At 66.5% G+C, this 18,338-nt stretch carries 15 protein-coding genes; 8 read left to right on the top strand and 7 right to left on the bottom strand.

What is annotated here, in order from left to right; translation table 11 throughout:
• From DN412_RS39340 to DN412_RS39320, 5 genes are all read left to right on the top strand, one after another.
• Nucleotides 1-211: citrate/2-methylcitrate synthase (locus DN412_RS39340; protein WP_279635300.1), on the top strand; the 211-nt coding region annotated here is incomplete at its 5' end.
• Between the two features lie 122 nt (nt 212-333).
• Nucleotides 334-2,946, top strand: a complete 2,613-nt coding sequence (gene acnD, locus DN412_RS39335) for a Fe/S-dependent 2-methylisocitrate dehydratase AcnD (protein ID WP_115216476.1) — start codon at nt 334-336, stop codon at nt 2,944-2,946.
• 60 nt (nt 2,947-3,006) lie between these two features.
• Nucleotides 3,007-4,197, top strand: coding sequence for a 2-methylaconitate cis-trans isomerase PrpF (gene prpF, locus DN412_RS39330; RefSeq protein ID WP_115216475.1), 1,191 nt, complete (start codon nt 3,007-3,009; stop codon nt 4,195-4,197).
• 26 nt (nt 4,198-4,223) lie between these two features.
• Nucleotides 4,224-5,678 carry a bifunctional 2-methylcitrate dehydratase/aconitate hydratase gene (locus DN412_RS39325; protein ID WP_115216474.1) on the top strand — a complete coding sequence of 485 codons (1,455 nt, stop codon included), beginning with the start codon at nt 4,224-4,226 and terminating at the stop codon, nt 5,676-5,678.
• A gap of 227 nt (nt 5,679-5,905) precedes the next feature.
• Nucleotides 5,906-7,033, top strand: coding sequence for an asparaginase (locus DN412_RS39320; RefSeq protein WP_115216473.1), 1,128 nt, complete (start codon nt 5,906-5,908; stop codon nt 7,031-7,033).
• Between the two features lie 199 nt (nt 7,034-7,232).
• On the opposite strand, the gene DN412_RS39315 is transcribed toward DN412_RS39320, so the two are convergent.
• Nucleotides 7,233-7,703 (bottom strand): PaaI family thioesterase, encoded by a 471-nt coding sequence (locus DN412_RS39315; protein ID WP_115216472.1) that lies wholly within the window; start codon nt 7,701-7,703, stop codon nt 7,233-7,235.
• Nucleotides 7,704-7,874: 171 nt separating this feature from the next.
• Here DN412_RS39315 and DN412_RS39310 point away from each other — a divergent pair, with 171 nt between their 5' ends.
• Complete coding sequence (locus tag DN412_RS39310) at nt 7,875-8,126, top strand: DUF1289 domain-containing protein (protein WP_115216471.1); 252 nt, start codon at nt 7,875-7,877, stop codon at nt 8,124-8,126.
• A 21-nt stretch (nt 8,127-8,147) separates the two neighbouring features.
• On the opposite strand, the gene DN412_RS39305 is transcribed toward DN412_RS39310, so the two are convergent.
• From DN412_RS39305 to DN412_RS39290, 4 genes are all read right to left on the bottom strand, one after another.
• Complete coding sequence (locus DN412_RS39305; protein WP_115216470.1) at nt 8,148-8,867, bottom strand: MOSC domain-containing protein; 720 nt, start codon at nt 8,865-8,867, stop codon at nt 8,148-8,150.
• Nucleotides 8,864-9,571: a glutamine amidotransferase gene (locus DN412_RS39300; RefSeq protein ID WP_115216469.1), complete on the bottom strand. Its 708-nt coding sequence runs from the start codon at nt 9,569-9,571 to the stop codon at nt 8,864-8,866. The genes DN412_RS39305 and DN412_RS39300 overlap by 4 nt, the downstream gene beginning before the upstream one ends.
• 137 nt (nt 9,572-9,708) lie before the next feature.
• Nucleotides 9,709-12,171 (bottom strand): penicillin acylase family protein, encoded by a 2,463-nt coding sequence (locus tag DN412_RS39295; RefSeq protein WP_115216468.1) that lies wholly within the window; start codon nt 12,169-12,171, stop codon nt 9,709-9,711.
• Nucleotides 12,172-12,282: 111 nt separating this feature from the next.
• The gene (locus DN412_RS39290; RefSeq protein WP_115216467.1) at nt 12,283-13,716 is read right to left on the bottom strand and encodes an aldehyde dehydrogenase family protein; all 1,434 of its coding nucleotides are present in this window, start codon (nt 13,714-13,716) and stop codon (nt 12,283-12,285) included.
• Nucleotides 13,717-13,905: 189 nt separating this feature from the next.
• On the opposite strand from DN412_RS39290, the gene DN412_RS43645 reads away from it, so the two are divergent.
• The gene (locus tag DN412_RS43645; RefSeq protein WP_161564116.1) at nt 13,906-14,511 is read left to right on the top strand and encodes a hypothetical protein; all 606 of its coding nucleotides are present in this window, start codon (nt 13,906-13,908) and stop codon (nt 14,509-14,511) included.
• Nucleotides 14,512-14,600: 89 nt separating this feature from the next.
• On the opposite strand, the gene DN412_RS39280 is transcribed toward DN412_RS43645, so the two are convergent.
• Together DN412_RS39280 and DN412_RS39275 are read right to left on the bottom strand one after the other, a co-directional pair.
• Nucleotides 14,601-15,980, bottom strand: a complete 1,380-nt coding sequence (locus DN412_RS39280; protein ID WP_115216465.1) for an FAD-containing oxidoreductase — start codon at nt 15,978-15,980, stop codon at nt 14,601-14,603.
• Nucleotides 15,981-16,106: 126 nt separating this feature from the next.
• Nucleotides 16,107-17,024 (bottom strand): LysR family transcriptional regulator, encoded by a 918-nt coding sequence (locus DN412_RS39275; protein ID WP_115216464.1) that lies wholly within the window; start codon nt 17,022-17,024, stop codon nt 16,107-16,109.
• A gap of 113 nt (nt 17,025-17,137) precedes the next feature.
• Here DN412_RS39275 and DN412_RS39270 point away from each other — a divergent pair, with 113 nt between their 5' ends.
• Nucleotides 17,138-18,085: an alpha/beta fold hydrolase gene (locus tag DN412_RS39270; RefSeq protein WP_115216463.1), complete on the top strand. Its 948-nt coding sequence runs from the start codon at nt 17,138-17,140 to the stop codon at nt 18,083-18,085.
• Nucleotides 18,086-18,338: the final 253 nt, after the last annotated feature.

Raw genomic sequence — 18,338 nt, 5'->3', positions numbered from 1 at the left:
GTTCCCGAACCTGGACTGGTTCAGCGCGGTGAGCTACCACATGATGGGCGTGCCGACGGCGATGTTCACGCCGCTGTTCGTGATCTCGCGCACCTCGGGCTGGGCCGCGCACATCATCGAGCAGCGCATCGACAACAAGATCATCCGCCCGAGTGCCAACTACACCGGTCCGGAGAACCTGAAGTTCGTGCCGCTGAAGGATCGCAAGTAAGACCGGCTGCCGGATTGCTCCGCATCGGGTTGCATTGATCCGAGCCCGCGGGCAAGGGGGTAGTTGGTCGCTGACATGGGACCACTACCCCTTTTTCATACCTATATTGATTTCCCTACACCATGAATTCTGCAAACCGCAAATCGCTACCGGGCACCAAGCTGGATTACTTTGACGCGCGCGCCGCGGTCGAGGCAATCCAGCCGGGTGCCTACGACAAGCTGCCGTACACGTCGCGCGTGCTGGCAGAAAACCTGGTGCGCCGCTGCGACCCCGCCACGCTGACCGATTCGCTGAAACAGCTGATCGGGCGCAAGCGCGAGCTGGACTTCCCGTGGTTCCCGGCGCGCGTGGTGTGCCATGACATCCTGGGCCAGACCGCGCTGGTGGACCTGGCCGGCCTGCGCGACGCCATTGCCGACCAGGGCGGCGACCCCGCCAAGGTCAACCCGGTGGTGCCGGTGCAACTGATCGTCGACCACTCGCTGGCAGTGGAGTGTGGCGGCTTCGATCCCGATGCCTTCGCCAAGAACCGCGCCATCGAAGACCGCCGCAACGAAGACCGTTTCCATTTCATCGACTGGACCAAGCTGGCGTTCAAGAACGTCGACGTGATCCCGCCGGGCAACGGCATCATGCACCAGATCAACCTGGAGAAGATGTCGCCCGTGATCCATGCCGACAACGGCGTGGCCTACCCCGATACCTGCGTCGGCACTGACAGCCACACCCCGCACGTGGACGCGCTGGGCGTGATCGCCATCGGCGTGGGCGGCCTGGAAGCTGAAAACGTGATGCTCGGCCGCGCCTCGTGGATGCGCCTGCCGGATATCGTCGGCGTGGAGCTGACCGGCAAGCGCCAGCCCGGCATCACCGCCACCGATATCGTGCTGGCCCTGACCGAGTTCCTGCGCAAGGAAAAAGTGGTCGGCGCCTACCTGGAGTTCCGCGGCGAAGGCGCCTCGAGCCTGACGCTCGGCGACCGCGCCACCATCTCCAACATGGCCCCCGAATACGGCGCCACCGCGGCGATGTTCTTCATCGACGAGCAGACCATCGACTACCTGCGCCTGACCGGCCGTACCGACGAGCAGCTCAAGCTGGTCGAGACGTATGCCAGGACCGCCGGCCTGTGGGCCGACTCGCTGACGAACGCCGAATATGAGCGCGTGCTGTCGTTCGACCTGTCCAGCGTGGTGCGCAACATGGCCGGCCCGTCTAACCCCCACAAGCGCCTGCCGACCTCCGCGCTGGCCGAGCGCGGCATCGCGGTGGACCTGGACAAGGCCCGCGCGCAGGAAGCCGAAGGCCTGATGCCGGACGGCGCGGTGATCATCGCCGCCATCACCAGCTGCACCAACACCAGCAACCCGCGCAACGTGATCGCCGCTGCCCTGCTGGCGCGCAACGCCAACGCGCGCGGCCTGGCCCGCAAGCCGTGGGTCAAATCGTCGCTGGCGCCCGGCTCCAAGGCAGTCGAGCTGTATCTGGAAGAGGCGAACCTCCTGCCGGACCTGGAGAAGCTTGGCTTCGGCATCGTCGCCTTTGCCTGCACCACCTGCAACGGCATGTCCGGCGCGCTGGACCCGAAGATCCAGCAGGAAATCATCGACCGCGACCTGTACGCGACGGCGGTGCTGTCTGGCAACCGCAACTTCGACGGCCGCATCCACCCGTACGCCAAGCAGGCCTTCCTGGCCTCGCCGCCGCTGGTGGTGGCCTATGCCATCGCCGGCACCATCCGCTTCGATATCGAGAAGGACGTGCTGGGCACGGACCACGACGGCAAGGCGGTGTACCTGAAGGACATCTGGCCGAGCGACGAAGAGATCGACGCGATCGTGGCAAAGAGCGTCAAGCCCGAGCAGTTCCGCAAGGTCTACGAGCCGATGTTCGCCATCACCGCGGCCAGCGGCGAATCCGTTAGCCCGCTGTACGACTGGCGCCCGCAGAGCACCTACATCCGCCGCCCGCCCTACTGGGAAGGCGCGCTGGCCGGCGAGCGCACGCTCAAGGCCCTGCGTCCGCTGGCGGTGCTGGGTGACAACATCACCACCGACCACCTGTCGCCGTCCAACGCCATCATGCTCAACAGCGCCGCGGGTGAATACCTGGCCAAGATGGGCCTGCCGGAAGAGGACTTCAACTCGTACGCCACCCACCGCGGCGACCACCTGACCGCGCAGCGCGCCACCTTTGCCAACCCGACCCTGATCAACGAGATGGCCGTGGTCGACGGCCAGGTCAAGAAGGGTTCGCTGGCGCGCATCGAGCCCGAAGGCAAGGTCGTGCGCATGTGGGAAGCCATCGAGACCTACATGGACCGCAAACAGCCGCTGATCATCATTGCCGGCGCGGACTACGGCCAGGGCTCGTCGCGCGACTGGGCCGCCAAGGGCGTGCGCCTGGCCGGCGTGGAAGTGATCGTCGCCGAGGGCTTCGAGCGCATCCACCGCACCAACCTGATCGGCATGGGCGTGCTGCCGCTGGAGTTCAAGCCGGGCGTGAACCGCCTGACGCTGGGCCTGGACGGCACCGAGACCTATGACGTGATCGGCGAGCGCCAGCCGCGCGCCACGCTGACGCTGGTGGTCAACCGCAAGAACGGCGAGCGCGTCGAGGTGCCGGTGACCTGCCGCCTCGACAGCGACGAGGAAGTGTCGATCTACGAAGCCGGCGGCGTGCTGCAGCGCTTCGCGCAGGACTTCCTTGAGTCGTCGCGGGCAACTGCATAAGCTGTGACAAAGGCCCGGGCGGCACGCGTGCCGCCCGGGCCAACCAGGACAAAGACTTCCATGGCTCACGTACCTCAGATCAAGATTCCCGCCACCTATATCCGTGGTGGCACCAGCAAAGGCGTGTTCTTTCGCCTGCAGGATTTGCCGGAAGCGGCACAAGTGCCCGGCACGGCCCGCGACGCGCTGCTGATGCGCGTGATCGGCAGCCCCGACCCCTATGGCAAGCAGATCGACGGCATGGGCGCGGCTACCTCCAGCACCAGCAAGACCGTCATCCTGTCCAGGAGCACGCGTCCCGACCATGATGTCGACTACCTGTTCGGCCAGGTCTCGATCGACCAGCCCTTTGTCGACTGGAGCGGCAACTGCGGCAACCTGTCGGCAGCGGTCGGTCCCTTCGCCATCAGCGCCGGCCTGGTCGATGCCAGCCGCATCCCGCACAACGGCGTCGCCGTGGTGCGCATCTGGCAGGCCAATATCGGCAAGACCATCATCGGCCATGTGCCTATCACCAACGGCGAAGTGCAGGAAACCGGCGATTTCGAGCTGGACGGCGTGACCTTCCCCGCCGCCGAGGTGCAGCTTGAGTTCATGGACCCGGCCGCCGAGGAAGAAGGCGCCGGCGGCGCGATGTTCCCCACCGGCAACCTGGTCGACGACCTCGAAGTGCCGGGCGTGGGCACGCTCAAGGCCACCATGATCAATGCCGGCATCCCGACCATCTTCGTCAACGCGGAGAGCATCGGCTACACCGGCACCGAGCTGCAGGACGCCATCAACGGCGACAGCAAGGCGCTGGCGATGTTCGAGACCATCCGTGCCTACGGCGCGCTGCGCATGGGCCTGATCAAGAACGTGGACGAGGCCGCCAAGCGCCAGCACACGCCCAAGGTGGCCTTTGTCGCCAAGCCGGTCGACTACGTTGCCTCCAGCGGCAAGAAGGTGGCCGCGGCCGACGTGGACCTGCTGGTGCGCGCGCTGTCGATGGGCAAGCTGCACCACGCCATGATGGGCACGGCGGCGGTGGCGATCGGCACGGCCGCGGCCATTCCCGGCACGCTGGTCAACCTGGCCGCCGGCGGCGGCGAGCGCAACGCGGTGCGTTTCGGGCATCCGTCCGGCACGCTGCGCGTGGGCGCCGAGGCGCAGAAGGTCGATGGCGAGTGGGTGGTCAGGAAGGCCATCATGAGCCGCAGCGCGCGCGTGCTGATGGAAGGCTGGGTACGCGTGCCCGGCGACGCGTTCTAAGCTGAGCCGCACCCGCGAGGCCGTTCATGTCCACCGACACGCCGTCCGCGCAACGCCCCGATCCGGACCCGGTGCTGGTCGACATCGTCGACTATGTCACCCGGTACGAGATCAAGAGCGGCCTCGCCTACGACACCGCCCGCAACTGCCTGATCGACACGCTCGGTTGCGGGCTTGAAGCCCTGTCCTACCCGGCCTGCACCAAGCTGCTCGGGCCCATCGTCCCCGGAACGATCGTGCCCAACGGCGCGCGCGTGCCGGGCACCCAGTTCCAGCTCGATCCGGTACAGGCCGCGTTCAATATCGGCGCGATGATCCGCTGGCTGGACTTCAACGACACCTGGCTTGCTGCCGAATGGGGCCATCCGTCGGACAACCTCGGCGGCATCCTGGCCACCGCCGACTGGATCTCGCGCAACAACGTCGCCGCCGGGCGCAAGCCGCTGACGATGAAGGCGGTGCTGGCGGCGATGATCAAGGCGCACGAGATCCAGGGCTGCATCGCGCTGGAGAACTCATTCAACAAGGTCGGCCTGGACCATGTGGTGCTGGTCAAGGTGGCCTCCACCGCCGTGGTCGCCCAGATGCTGGGCCTCACGCGCGACGAGATCCTCAATGCCGTGTCGCTGGCCTGGGTCGATGGCCAGAGCCTGCGCACCTATCGCCACGCCCCCAACACCGGCAGCCGCAAGAGCTGGGCCGCGGGTGACGCCACCAGCCGCGCGGTGCGGCTGGCGCTGATCGCGCGCACCGGCGAGATGGGCTACCCGTCGGTGCTGACGGCAAAGACCTGGGGCTTCTACGACGTGCTGTACAAGGGGCAGCCGTTGCGCTTCCAGCGGCCGTACGGGACCTACGTGATGGAGAACATCCTGTTCAAGATCTCGTACCCGGCCGAGTTCCACGCACAAACCGCGGTAGAGGCTGCGATGCAGCTGCACGGCGCGCTGGCGCTCGCGGGGCGCAACGCAACCGATATTGCCGCCATCACCATCCGCACCCACGAAGCCTGCCTGCGCATCATCGACAAGACCGGCCCGCTCAACAACCCCGCGGACCGCGACCACTGCATCCAGTACATGGTGGCAGTGCCGCTGCTGTTCGGCCGCCTGACCGCCGCCGACTACGAAGACAATATTGCGGCCGACCCGCGCATCGACGCGCTGCGTGGCAAGATCACCTGCGTGGAAGACCCCGCGCTGACGCGCGACTACCACGACCCCGACAAGCGCTCGATCGCCAATGCGCTGACCGTGACGCTGGCCGACGGCACCGTCCTGGACGAGGTGCTGGTCGAATACCCGCTCGGCCACCAGCGCCGACGCGCCGAGGGCATCCCGCTGCTGGTGGAGAAATTCCGCACCAACCTCGCCCGGCGATTCCCACCGAAGCAGCAGGCAGCCATCCTTGCCGTGTCGCTGGACCAGGCCCGGCTGGAGGCGGTACCGGTCAACGAGTACCTGGATATGTATGCGATTTGAGTTATTGCCCCGGCAATTTCATGCCGAATCGGCATAACCCATGCGGCGCCCTTCCCGCGCCAATTTCTCCTCACGTATAGTCTTTGCCGCTGCCTGAACGGGATCTGCAACACAGGCCCCGTTGCCGGCAGCCACCGACTGAACACGGACGGCACCATTCCACCCATAAGGTTTGTGGTGCCGATTCCAGTACGGGCCACACGTTCGTAAAAATACCGAGGAGAATCATGAAAAAACACATCGCTCGCGTCACCACGCTGGCCGCCGCCTTGCTGTCGGCAAGCCTGATCACCGGCACCGCCCACGCGCAACTCGCGCCCGCCGCCCAACCTGCCGCCGCAGCCGCCACGGCTCCTGCCGAAGCCCGCAAGGCCAATATCGTCATCATCGGCACGGGCGGCACCATTGCCGGCGCCGGCGCGTCGGCGACCAACACCGCCGCTTACCAGTCCGCCGTGGTGCCGGTCGACAAGATCATCGCCTCGGTACCCGAGATCTCCAAGGTCGCCAATGTCAAGGGCGAGCAGATCTTCCAGATCGGCTCGGAGAGCTTCAACAACGAGCGCCTGCTGAAGCTGGGCAAGCGTGTGTCCGAACTGCTCAAGCAGCCGGACGTGGACGGCATCGTCATCACGCACGGCACCGACACCATCGAGGAAACTGCCTACTTCCTGAACCTGACGCTCAAGAGCGACAAGCCCGTGGTGGTGGTGGGCTCGATGCGCCCGGGCACCGCGCTGGGCGCCGACGGCGCGCTGAACCTGTATGACGCCGTCCTGGTCGCGTCCAACCCTGCCTCCAGGGGCAAGGGCACGCTGGCCGTGCTGAACGACGAGATCCACACCGGCCGCGACGTCACCAAGAGCAACACCTTCAAGACCGAGACCTTCCGCTCGCCGTTCGGCCCGCTGGGCTACGTGATCGAAGGCCGCACGCTGTTCTACCGCCTGCCAGCGCGTCCGCACACGCTGCAGACGCAGTGGGACATCGACAAGATCGACAAGCTGCCTGAAGTGGCGGTGGTCTACGCCTACGGCAACGCCAACCCGGCCAGCATTGACGCCGCGGTGAAGAACGGGGCCAAGGCCATCATCTACGCCGCCACCGGCAACGGCAGCGTGGGCGACTACATGGTCGAGCCACTCAAGGCCGCGCGCGCCAAGGGCGTGCAGATCGTGCGTGCTTCGCGCACCGGCAGCGGCGTGGTGGTGCGCAACGCCGAGCAGCCCGACGACAAGTACGACTGGATCGTCACCGACGACCAGCTGCCGCAGAAGGCCCGCATCCTGATGGCGCTGGCGCTGACGCAGACCAACGAGGCCAAGGCGCTGCAGCAGGTCTTCTGGAAGTATTGATCCTGCCCTGAACCGGACCGGTGCGCGTCTGCGCCGGTTCGTGCCACTTCCCGCGCCCGCCAGCAGGACGCCGGAGGCTGCCCTCGCTCTGCAGGCAGATCGCGCCAGGGCCCTGGCGCGCATGGTGGGGAAGATGAATTTCCGGCGGTTAATTGCGTTTTATGGCTTTGTGAGCGGCGCACCAAGCGCCGCTTTCGTATCAGAACATGGCGCTGCTCATCAATGCCTTGGCCACCAGCACGCCCTCATCCGGCGCTTCGGTGTACACCGAGACGTCCGTCACCACCTGGCGGCGGCCACGCCGGACCACCATCGCCACCGCCCGCAGCGCCGCACCCTGCGCCGGCGCGAGGTACTGGATCGACAAGGAACTGGTCGCTCCGCCCTTCACCTCATCGGCGCAGGCACCAGACGCCGCCGCGGCTGCGCCGGCGATATCGATCAGCGTCGCAATGACGCCCCCATGCACGACACTGCCGTGGGTCACGTTGGTCGGCAGGAACGGCATCTCCAGCTCGACATGGTCTGGCGCCAGGCTCGCCAGCCGCACGCCCAGGGCGCGTGCCACCGGGGAGCCGATCAGGACGTTGTCGACCATGGCGCGCATGCGGGGGTCGATGGTGGCCTGGCGATCGTGTTGCAGGGGCAAGGCGGTGATGGCTTGGGGCATGGGTGGGACTCCTGTGAACGGATCAAAAGCCTGCCTGCAGCGTAGCGGCACGGCCTGCGCAGCACAATTACGTCAGACGTAATCCCCACCGGTCGGCGCCGGCATTCCGAGAGCCTGTCCCTCGTACCCGATATAATGAGCGGCCGTTTCACCCCAATCCCTCCCGCCACCATGCCGTCGCCCTCCGAATCCGCCCCGTTCCGCCCTGAACCGGACTACGGCTCCACGGATTCCACGCTGTCCGAACGTCCGGACAGCCCCTGCATCGGCATCTGCTCGACGCTGTTCGACGAGATCTGCCAGGGCTGCGGCCGCAGCGCCGCCGAAGTCAGCAACTGGGTCTTCTTCAGCGATGAGGAAAAGCAGGTGGTCTGGGAACGCATCGCGCGCGAAGGCACGGGCAAGCGTTTCCGCCAGGGCTGAGGCGGCAGCGCTCAGCCCCCGTCAGCCGCCTGCCAGCCGCCGCTCCATATCTTCGATTTCGCGCCGCTCCACGCGTTGCCGGGCGAGCTTGCGCCAGTTCTCGGCCAGCGGCGCCAGCTCTGACATTTCCGCAAGCGCGGCATAGTCCAGCCGGTCGACATACAGCACCTGCAGCAAGCGCTGCAGCGACCATAGCGGATGCGGACGCGCCACCAGTTCCAGCGTATCGCCCGCGGCCACGTCGCCAGTCTCCAGTACACGGTAGTACCAGCCGGTGCGCAGGCTTTGCTGCACGGCGCGCGACATGCCGGCATAGCCGAAGCGATGATTGAGCTTCCAGCACGGCTGGCGCGCCTGCGATACCTCCACCAGCGCCGTGCCCAGCCGGAAGCGGTCGCCGATGCAGACGCCGGCCTCGGTCAGCCCCGCCGTGCTCAGGTTCTCGCCGAAGGCGCCCGGCCCGTCGAGGATGCCGTTGCCTTGCGCGCCCTGCGCGGCCAGTTCCGCGCGCCATGCCGGGTAGTGATCGAAGGCGTAGTGGTGCAGCGCCTTCTCCGGACCGCCGTGATGGCGTGGATCGCCCTGCCCGTCGCCTTCAAGACCAAGCGTGGTCACGCGAATCCGCGCGTGAGCCGCGGTCTTGGCGATGCCGCTGGGCACGCCCTTGGGCCCGAACGGGCGCACCTGCCCGGTCAACACCGCGCCGACCACCGCGCGCACAGGAGATACAGGCTGGCTCATAGCCCGGCTTCCTCCAGCCAGCGCGCGAACATGCGCTCGCCGGCGGCCGCCACCGAGGCACCGACTTCGGCCGTACGCGCGCGGATGGTGCGGGGATCGATGCCGGCCTTGGCCAGTTCGACGGTATGGCCGATTAGCCAGGCCTCGATATCGCGCGGCATCACCTCGGGGTGGAATTGCAGCGCCAGCACCTGGTTGCCGATGGCATAGGCCTGGTGCTGCACCGCCGCGGTGGACGCCAGCAACTGCGCGCCGGGCGGCAGGTCGAAGGTGTCACCGTGCCAGTGCAGCACTTCCCAGCGGGCCGCCGCCAGTTCGGCCAGCGCGGAATCCTGCCCGGCGGGCGTTGGCGAGACCGGCGCCCAGCCGATCTCGCGCGTGCCCGGGTAGACCCGCGCGCCGGCGGCACGCGCGATCAGCTGCGCGCCCAGGCAAACCCCGATCATCTTGCCGCCAGCCGCCAGGCGCTGCCGGATCAGGTCGATCTCGGCCTCCAGCCAGGGGTAGGCTTCGGTTTCATAGACACCGATGGGGCCGCCAAGGACCAGCAGCAGGTCAGCGGGATCGTTGGCAACGGGCGCCAGATCGTCGACACCGGCCTGGAACACCTGCAACGCGTGCCCGCGCGCGCGCAAGGCGTTGCCGATCACGCCCGCATGCTCGAATGCGACGTGCTGGATCACATGGGTGGTACGCGTTGCCATCGGGGACTCCTGTCGGTCGAAGGGTCGGAGAGGTCAAGAGGATCCCCATATTAGCGTCAATTGCCGAATCCCACGAAGACCACGGCAGGATATCGCCTATTTACGAGTTTTCTCAGCACAGCATGTCGCGGCCCGCGCTATTTTGCCGCAGCCGGCACCAGCACCAGCGAGTCCGCCGCGGCCTGCGGCGGCAGCGATGCCAAAGGCGGGATGGTCACGTACTGGACCGCCGCCCATTTGCCGGTCCAGTCGCGGTAGCGCGGCAGCAGCGCATTGCCGGACTGCCCGGTGGAGTCCATGAAACGCGACGTCGCCAGGTCGGACAGGTCATAGAGCGCACGCACGCTGGCCGCGTGGGTGTTCTCGAACGGCGCCTTGTCGTCGCGCAGATTGTGCCTGCCAACGTTGACCGTGTAGGTATCGCCGCCGGTCGGCACGCGCAGGTTGAACAGCGGCGCCAGGTACGCGACCTTGCCGAAGGGCTTGTGCTCGGAGCGGGCCGTGTGCGCCTTGCCCCAATGCCAGCGCGAAGGATCGTCCCCGTACCGGCGTGACAGGTCGGCCATGGCCTGGGTCCACGCGTCGGCAATGGCGTCGTCGCAGGTCTCCACCGCGCGCGTATGCGGGCGGTCGCACCAGAACCCACCCAGCGTGCGTGGATCGCGCAGGATATTGAGCATGGGCTGCTGCACGTTACGCTGGTCCCACAGGCGGACAAAGATCGCCTCCCCCGTCTTCTCCTCGAATAGCCGCCGCGACAGCTCGCGCAGCCAGGCGGTCACCACCAGCGGCTCGGCGCGGTCCGGGTCCATGGTGCCGTCCCACTTGCGCAGGGCTTCCAGCAAGGCGCGTTCTCGTTCCGGCCGCGCGGCATCCTGGCTGACGGGTGCGGCCAGCAGCAGCGGCAAGGCATCGCGCACGGCCAGCGAGACCACGTCCTTCTGGATCGCTGCGAAGCTGTCGAGCGTGTGCTTCGGCGTGGCCGCCAGCAGCGTCCTGATCCGGTCGAACCGGTATGGCACCGTCCATTCGCTGGTGATGAAGTACGGGTAGTCCGGCGCCACGATGCGCTGGTTGGCCGTCACGATCACGCCCTCGGCGGGGTTGTACTGGTGCGGCAGCGCCTCGAACGGGATAAAGCCGGTCCAGTCGTAGCGCGCGTCCCAGCCGGGCGCAGGGGCCAGCCCCTTGAGGTCGTTGTCGGCGCGGCGCAGCGGCACGCGGCCGGGCGCGTAGAAGCCGATATTGCCGTCGACATCGGCATAGACAATGTTCTGCTGCGGCGAGTGGAAGTCTCGTAGCGCCGTAGTGAAGCTGGCCCAGTCGCGCGCCTCGTTCATCCGCAGCCCGGCCTGAAAGGTGCGGTCGTCCGCGCGCAGTGCCGTCCACTGGAAGGCCACGACATACTGCGCGCCCAGCGGTCCCGCGGCAGCCGACAGCGGCTCTGCCACGTCGGAGATCACCGGGCCGTGGCGCGTCGCGCGGACCTTCAGGACCACGTCCGGGGCGCCCTTGACACGGATGGTCTCGGTACGGGTCTCGAGCGCGGCCCACCCATCGGGAGTCTGGTACTGGGTGTCATTGCCGGGCCGCAGCCGTTCGATATACAGGTCCTGCACGTCCGGCGCGGTGTTGGTCAGCCCCCAGGCGATGCGGTCGTTATGTCCCAGCACCACAACCGGCATGCCGGGCAGCGTGGCGCCGGTCACGTCGAGCCCGGGCGCGGTCATGCGCGCGAAATACCACAGCGCCGGCGCCTGCAGGCCCAGGTGCGGGTCATTGGCCAGCATCGGCTTGCCCGATTGGGTGTGCGCGCCCGACACCACCCAGTTATTCGACCCCATGCCCTCCACATAGCCCGGCGGCGCCTTGTCGCCGACGCTGGCCATCGCGCTCGCCAGCGGGGCCAGTTGCCGGTACAGATGGCCGTAGTCCATGGTGCGCACCGGCTGCTCGCCCGGATACGGCGCCAGCAGCTCGCTGATGCGGGCCACCGGCAGCACCTGTGCCAGCCGCATGCGCAGGGTCTCCTGGGTCCAGTTGCCACCCAGGTCCCACGCCATCATGGTCTGCCAGCCCAGCGTATCGGCCGGCTCCCAGTGCTCGGGCTGCGTGCGCAGCAGCAGGAACTCAGGCGGCAGCGGACCCTTGCGATGATCGATCCAGGCGTTGACGCCGTCGGCGTAGGCCTGCAGCGCGGCACGCGTCTCGGGCGAGGCCTGCGCCAGGATGGCCTCGGCGTTGCGCCGCACGCCCAGCGTGCGCAGGAACTTGTCGGTATCGAGCGCGGACGGGCCCAGGATCTCCGCCAGCCGGCCGGCCACGACGCGCTTGTTCATCTGCATCTGCCACAGCCGGTCCTGCGCGTGGACGTAACCCAGCGCAAACCAGGCGTCCGCCTTGCTGGCCGCGCGGATATGCGGCACGCCGTGGTCGTCGCGCACGACCGTGACCTTGTCGCGCAAACCCGCCAGCGCCTCCTGGCCAGAGGCTGGCGGTTGTGCCGCATGGCGATACCAGACCAGGGCCCCCGCGGCGACAGCCACCGCCAACACCAGCAGTGCCACCACAAACCTGGCCAGCCGACCAATCCAGCGCATCGTTGCTCCCCCATTACTCTTGTCGTTATGTTGTACGTGTAGCCCGCGAATGATCCGCACGAGAAAATGCCCGGACCAGCCGGGCATTTCCAATATTGCACCAACGCCGCGTCAGGCGGCTGGCTTCTTCAGTTGCAGAGACTTGTACTCGAGGAATTCCTCCAGGCCGTACTTGCCCGCTTCGCGCCCGTTGCCAGACTGCTTGTAGCCACCGAACGGCGCCTGCATATTGAACGGACCGCCGTTGATATCGACCTGACCCGTGCGGATGCGGCGCGCCACGCGGATCGCGCGTGCCTCGTCGCCCGACCAGACCCCGCCACCCAGGCCATAGATGCTGTCATTGGCGATGCGCACCGCGTCTTCCTCGGTGTCATAGCAGATGATGGACAGCACCGGCCCGAAGATCTCTTCCTGCGCCACCGTCGCGCGCGGTTCCACATTACCCAGCACGGTCGGTTTGACGAAGAAGCCCTTGTCCAGCCCTTCCGGGGTCTCCGGTCCGCCAGCCACCAGCTCAGCGCCCTCGTCCAGCCCGCGGCGGATATAGCCGGTCACGCGGTCCTTTTGCACGGCGGAGATCAGCGGTCCCAGCTTGCTGGTTTCCTGGAGCGGGTCGCCCACGGTAAAGCCCTCGACCACCTTCTGCGCGATCGCCTTGACTTCGTCGTAACGGGCGCGCGGCACCAGCATGCGGGTGTGCGCCGAGCAGGTCTGGCCGGAATTCAGGAAGCAGGCATTGATGGTGCCCTTCACCGCCGACGCCAGGTCGGCATCGTCCAGGATCACCGAGGCCGACTTGCCGCCCAGTTCCAGCGCCACGCGCTTGACGGTCTGCGCGGCCAGTTCCGATACCCGCTTGCCGGCGCGGGTCGAACCGGTGAACGACACCATGTCGACTTCCGGATGGCTGGCCAGTACCTCGCCCACCACCGGTCCATAGCCGGTCACCAGGTTGAACACACCCGGCGGCAGGCCGGCGGCCTCGATCACCTCGGCCAGCACGAAGGCATTGAGCGGCGCCACCTCTGAGGGCTTGAGCACCACGGTGCAGCCGGCGGCCAGCGCCGGCGCCACTTTCAGCGTGATCTGGTTGAGCGGGTAGTTCCACGGCGTGATGGCGCCCACCACGCCCACGGGCTCGCGCACCACCAGCGAGTTGCCGACTTCCTCTTCGAAGTGGAAACCCTCCAGCAGCTTGGCGGCCTGGCCCCAGTTGTAGACAGGCCCGCCCACCTGGATCGCGCGCGCCAGCTTGATCGGCATGCCGACTTCACCGGCGATCAGCTGGGCCAGCTCTTCGCTGCGCGCCTTCAGCCCTTCGGCGATCTTGGCGATATAGCCGGCACGCACCGCCGGCGGCGTTGCCGACCAGCCGTCGAAGGCCGCGCGGGCAGCCTGGATGGCATCTTCGGCATCACGCGCCGAACCTTCGGGAATCGTCCCCATCACCGCTTCCGTGGCGGAATGGATGACGTCGATCTTGCCGTTGCCGTGGGGAGCGACCCACTTGCCGTTAATAAAGAATTTGTCTCGTTGTTGCATGGCCACAGTTCTCGGTTTGGTGAATTGGCAATTGCAATTTTTTTGTTACTTTTATGGTGCACGCACATTGTAGAGCGGATTCGGGACTATGTTTTTGCGTCGCGGAAAGCGACGCATCCCGCTCTGGACAGGAAGATGCCGATAATCGGCCGCCCGCAAGAGGCGGCCCGACATAACAAGGGGTGAGACATGGTCAATCCGATCTACCGCAAGACGGAGGCGGGGCAGGACGAGATCCGGACGCGTGCACGCAAGCTTGACCAGAAGCTGCGCGCGCTGCTGCTGATGGTCAACGGGGAGCGCCGCGGGCAGGAATTACTGGCACAAGTAGCCGGCATGGGTGTGGCCCCCGAGGCAATGGAGGCATTGCTGGCACAAGGCCTGGTCGAAGCCGTCCCGGAGCCGGCACAGCCGCCCGCCGCCGTAGCGCAGACACCCGCACGTGCCGCCCCGGCCGCGACCGACACCAATATGTTCTCCGTGTACGCGATGCGCCACGCGCCCGCCACTGAGGTGCCGGAGGTGCCGCAATCGGCCGATACGCCGACGTTTTCTCCCGCGGACATCGCTGCCTTCGAAAGCCTGTATTACTTCTACACCGACGTGATCGGGAAGCACCTGGGCCTGCGCGGCTACATGCTGCAGGTGAAGGTCGAAAAGGCCACCGACCTGCCCGCGCTGCTGGCGCTGCGCGACCCGCTGCATGCAGCGCTGCTCAAGGCCAAGGGCGACATCACCGCGCGTGCCATCACGAGCCAGCTCGACCAGATCGCCGATCGCATCGCCGCCGGCTGATATCCCGGTGCGCTCCTGCCAAGAGGCCGCGCGCAGGCGACGGATCTGGCATCGACGCTCCCGGTCGAGTTGGCGCGCCAGCGCGCCAGCTAGTCCCGGGGCCGCAAATCCTGCAGCAGCGTCGGTACCAGTTCTGACACCGTGGGATGGATGTGCATCGCACGGCTGATGGTGGTATAGGGTGCCTTGGCATACATGATGTCGAGCAATGAATGGATAACCTCGTCGCCGGTCAGGCCGAGGATCGCGGCACCCAGGATCATCCGCGTGTCCGCATCGACCACGACTTTCATAAAGCCCTGGCTCTCGCCCTTTTCCACGGCTCGCCCAACGCGGCTCATGGGGCGGGTGCCGACCAGCAGCTTGCGTCCGGATTGCCTGGCTTCCGCTTCTGTCATGCCGGCGCGGCCGAGCGGCGGATCGATGAACATGGCATAGGCTGCGATGCGGTCGCTCAGCTTGCGGGGATCGCCGTCGAGAAGGCTGGCAGCGACGATCTCATAGTCGTTATACGACGTATGCGTGAACGCACCGCGGCCATTGCAATCGCCCAGCGCCCAGATGCCAGGGACGTTGGTGCGCAGCTGTTCGTCTACCTTGATATAGCCGCGGGCGTCAGTCTCGACCCCTGCCTTGTCCAGCCCCAGGTCTTCCGTGTTGGGCACGCGCCCAACCGCCAGCAGCAGGTGCGAACCGTGGACGTCGCGCGACCCATCCGTACAATCCAGCCCGACGGCAATATGATCGCCATCCCTGCGCGCGGTCAGGCAGTTGGCGTTCAGCCGGATTTCGATCCCCTCGGCTTCCAGGATCTCGCGCACTGCCTGTGAAACATCCTCGTCTTCGCGCTGGACCAGGCGCGGGCCTTTTTCGACAACAGTCACCCTGGCCCCAAAACGCCGGTACATCTGGCCGAACTCGAGGCCAATGTAGCTGCCGCCAATGACGATCAGGTGCTCCGGCAGATAATCCACCTCCATCATGCTCGAATTGGTGAGGTACGGTACCTGATCCAGCCCGGGCATGGGCGGAACCAGGGCCCGGCCGCCGACGTTCACGAAAACCTGGTCGGCCTCCAGCAGCTCGCCGTTGACCCGCACACCATGTGCGCTCTCGAAGCGGGCATGACCCTGGTAGACCGTGCCGTTCTCCAGGTTGCGCATCCACTGTTCCACACCGTGGCTGGAACGGCCGGAGATTTCGTCCTTGCGCGCCTTCACTTGCTTCATGTCGACCGCGACCGGCCCGTCGATCGTCACACCGTACTCGGCGGCCCGCCGCGCCAGTTGGGCTGCGTACGCGCTCGCGATGAGAGTCTTGGTGGGAATGCAGCCGGTGTTCACGCAGGTGCCGCCAAAACGCGCGCGCTCGATGACGGCGACTTTCATGCCCGCGCCAGCCAGCCGAACGGCGAGTGCGGGGCCGGCCTGGCCGGTGCCGATGATGATCGCGTCAAATCGTTGAGCCATCACGACCCTCCTTGCCTGGTACCGTACGCACTGCGGGGCGGATTACAAGAACCATATAGACAAAGCCGGCCCCCCAGACGAGCAAAGCCACAAGCTACTTTAGGTGGTTAGACGCTGCCCTGCCAGCTACGCGTAGGCGTCGACACCCCGCACCAGCAGCTTGGCCAGGCGAGGCCGTCGCAACTGCTCCAGCCACCATTGCAGGGCGCGGCCTTCGTGATCGCCGCGCCAGCCCACGTAGAGCGTGTTGGGCTCGCGCGGGTCGGCGGTGCGCTTCTCCACCAGTTCGCCGCGCTGCAGCAGCGAGCCGACCCGGTGCCTGGGCAGCCAGCCGATACCCAGGCCATCGCGCTGCGCCAGCGTCTTGGCACGCATGCCCGGCACGGCCAGCAAGCGCTGTCCGCCCACCATGCCGTAAGCGCGGCCGCCTGTGAGGCGTGACGAATCTGCCACCACCACGGCACGGTGGCGGGCGATCTCCTCACGCGTCAATGGTTCGCGGGCGGCCGCCAGCGGATGCCGGGGCGAGACGGCAAACACCCATTCGATCACCCCCAGTTCGAACCACCCCAGGGTGGGGATGGCGGGCGGCTCGTTGGTGGCGCCGATGACCAGGTCGGCGCGGCCGTCCCGCAGCGCTTCCCAGGTGCCGGCCAGCACTTCGTGCGTGACGCGCAGCGCCACGCCGGAATCCTGCGCGTCGAACGCGTGCATGACGGGCATCAGCGTTTCAAATTCCATCAGCTCGTCGGTCACGACCCAGAGCCGGTCTTCCCAGCCGTTGGCGACCTGCCGCACGCGCCGGGTGACGCGCGAGACATCCAGCGCAAGCCTGACGGCTTCTTCCGCGAGCAATTCACCGGCACGTGTCAACTGCAGGCGGTAGCCGCGGCGGTCGAACAGGAGTGCGTCGAAGCGCTGCTCCAGCTGCCGCGCGGCGTGCGACACCGTAGACGGCGCCTTGCCCAGCCTGGCCGCCGCGCGCGACAGGCTGCCGGCCCCGCGGATGGCCTCCAGCAGGGCCAGTTCATCTTCCGACAACATGTGCAACTCCTTCGAACATGTTCGTTGGACTGATCGTATGGCAAACCGGAGACCGGCGTCCATACTGCATTCACGCGATTGTTCAAGTTCAACTTTTCCGACTGGAGGACATCATGAATCGCTTCGAAGTCGTGCGCCATCTTGCGCGCTACCTGAGCGCTGCGCTGATCGGCGCTGCCGCCCTGCACGCCCACGCCGCGGCACCCGCCGTACAGGACCGCACGGTCAACGCCGCCGGCTTGCAGATTCACACGCTGCAAGCCGGCAGCGGCTCTGAAACCCCTGTCGTGCTGCTGCACGGCTACGCCGAGACCAGCCGCATGTGGCTGCCGCTGATCCCCCGACTGGCCGAGAGCCGCGTGGTATTGGCACCGGACCTGCCGGGTGCGGGCACCTCGTCGATTCCGGCCTCGGGCTTCGACAAGAAGACGCTGGCGCAAAACATCCACGCAATGGTGCACGCGCTTGGCTATCGCAAGGTCAAGGTGGTCGGCCACGACATCGGCCTCATGGTGGCGTATGCGTACGCGGCGCAGTACCCCGACGAAGTCGAAAGCGTGACCCTGATGGATGCCTTCCTGCCTGGCGTGGGGGATTGGCAGAAAGTCTGGCTGCTGCGTGACCTGTGGCACTTCCACTTCTACGGCGAGACGCCGCTGAAGCTGGTGCAGGGACGCGAACGCATCTACTTCGAGCACTTCTGGAATGACTTTGCAGCCGACCGCACCCGTTCGGTACCGGAAGCCGACCGACGCTTCTACGCGGCCACCTATGCCAGGCCGGGCCGCATGGCCGCGGGCTTCGAGTACTTCCATACCTTCGCGCAGGATGCGGAAGACTTCGCCGCCTTTGCCAGGACACCACTGCCGATGCCCGTGCTGGTGCTGGCCGGTGAGAAGGCGTCCGGCACGTTCCTGATCGATCAGGCCAGGCTGGTCGCCGGCAATGTGACTGGCGTGTCCATGAAGGGTTCCGGACACTGGCTGATGGAGGAGGCCCCCGAGCAGACCATCTCTGAGGTGGTGCGCTTCATCAATGCGCCGGCCCAGACGGCGAACTAGACCGAACTTTGACTTCTCGAATAGCCGGAACCTGCATCGGCGCTGGGTTTCGGCCATTTTTTGGGGCTATTGTGTAGCCATGTAAATTAGTATTTATCTATTGTGTTTCAGCAGTTTTGTGCTTAAATATGTGTTCATGTATATCGAACACGTCCCCAACCGCAACTCGCCCCCCGCCATCCTGCTGCGCGAGTCCTATCGCGACGGCAACACGGTCAAGAAGCGCACCCTCGCCAATCTCTCGTCGCTGCCC

The organism is Cupriavidus lacunae (genome assembly GCF_003353055.1).
Taxonomy (GTDB): Bacteria; Pseudomonadota; Gammaproteobacteria; order Burkholderiales; family Burkholderiaceae; genus Cupriavidus; species Cupriavidus lacunae.
Note: the sequence above shows the minus strand (reverse complement) of the source record. Positions and strands in the feature narration are given on the sequence as shown.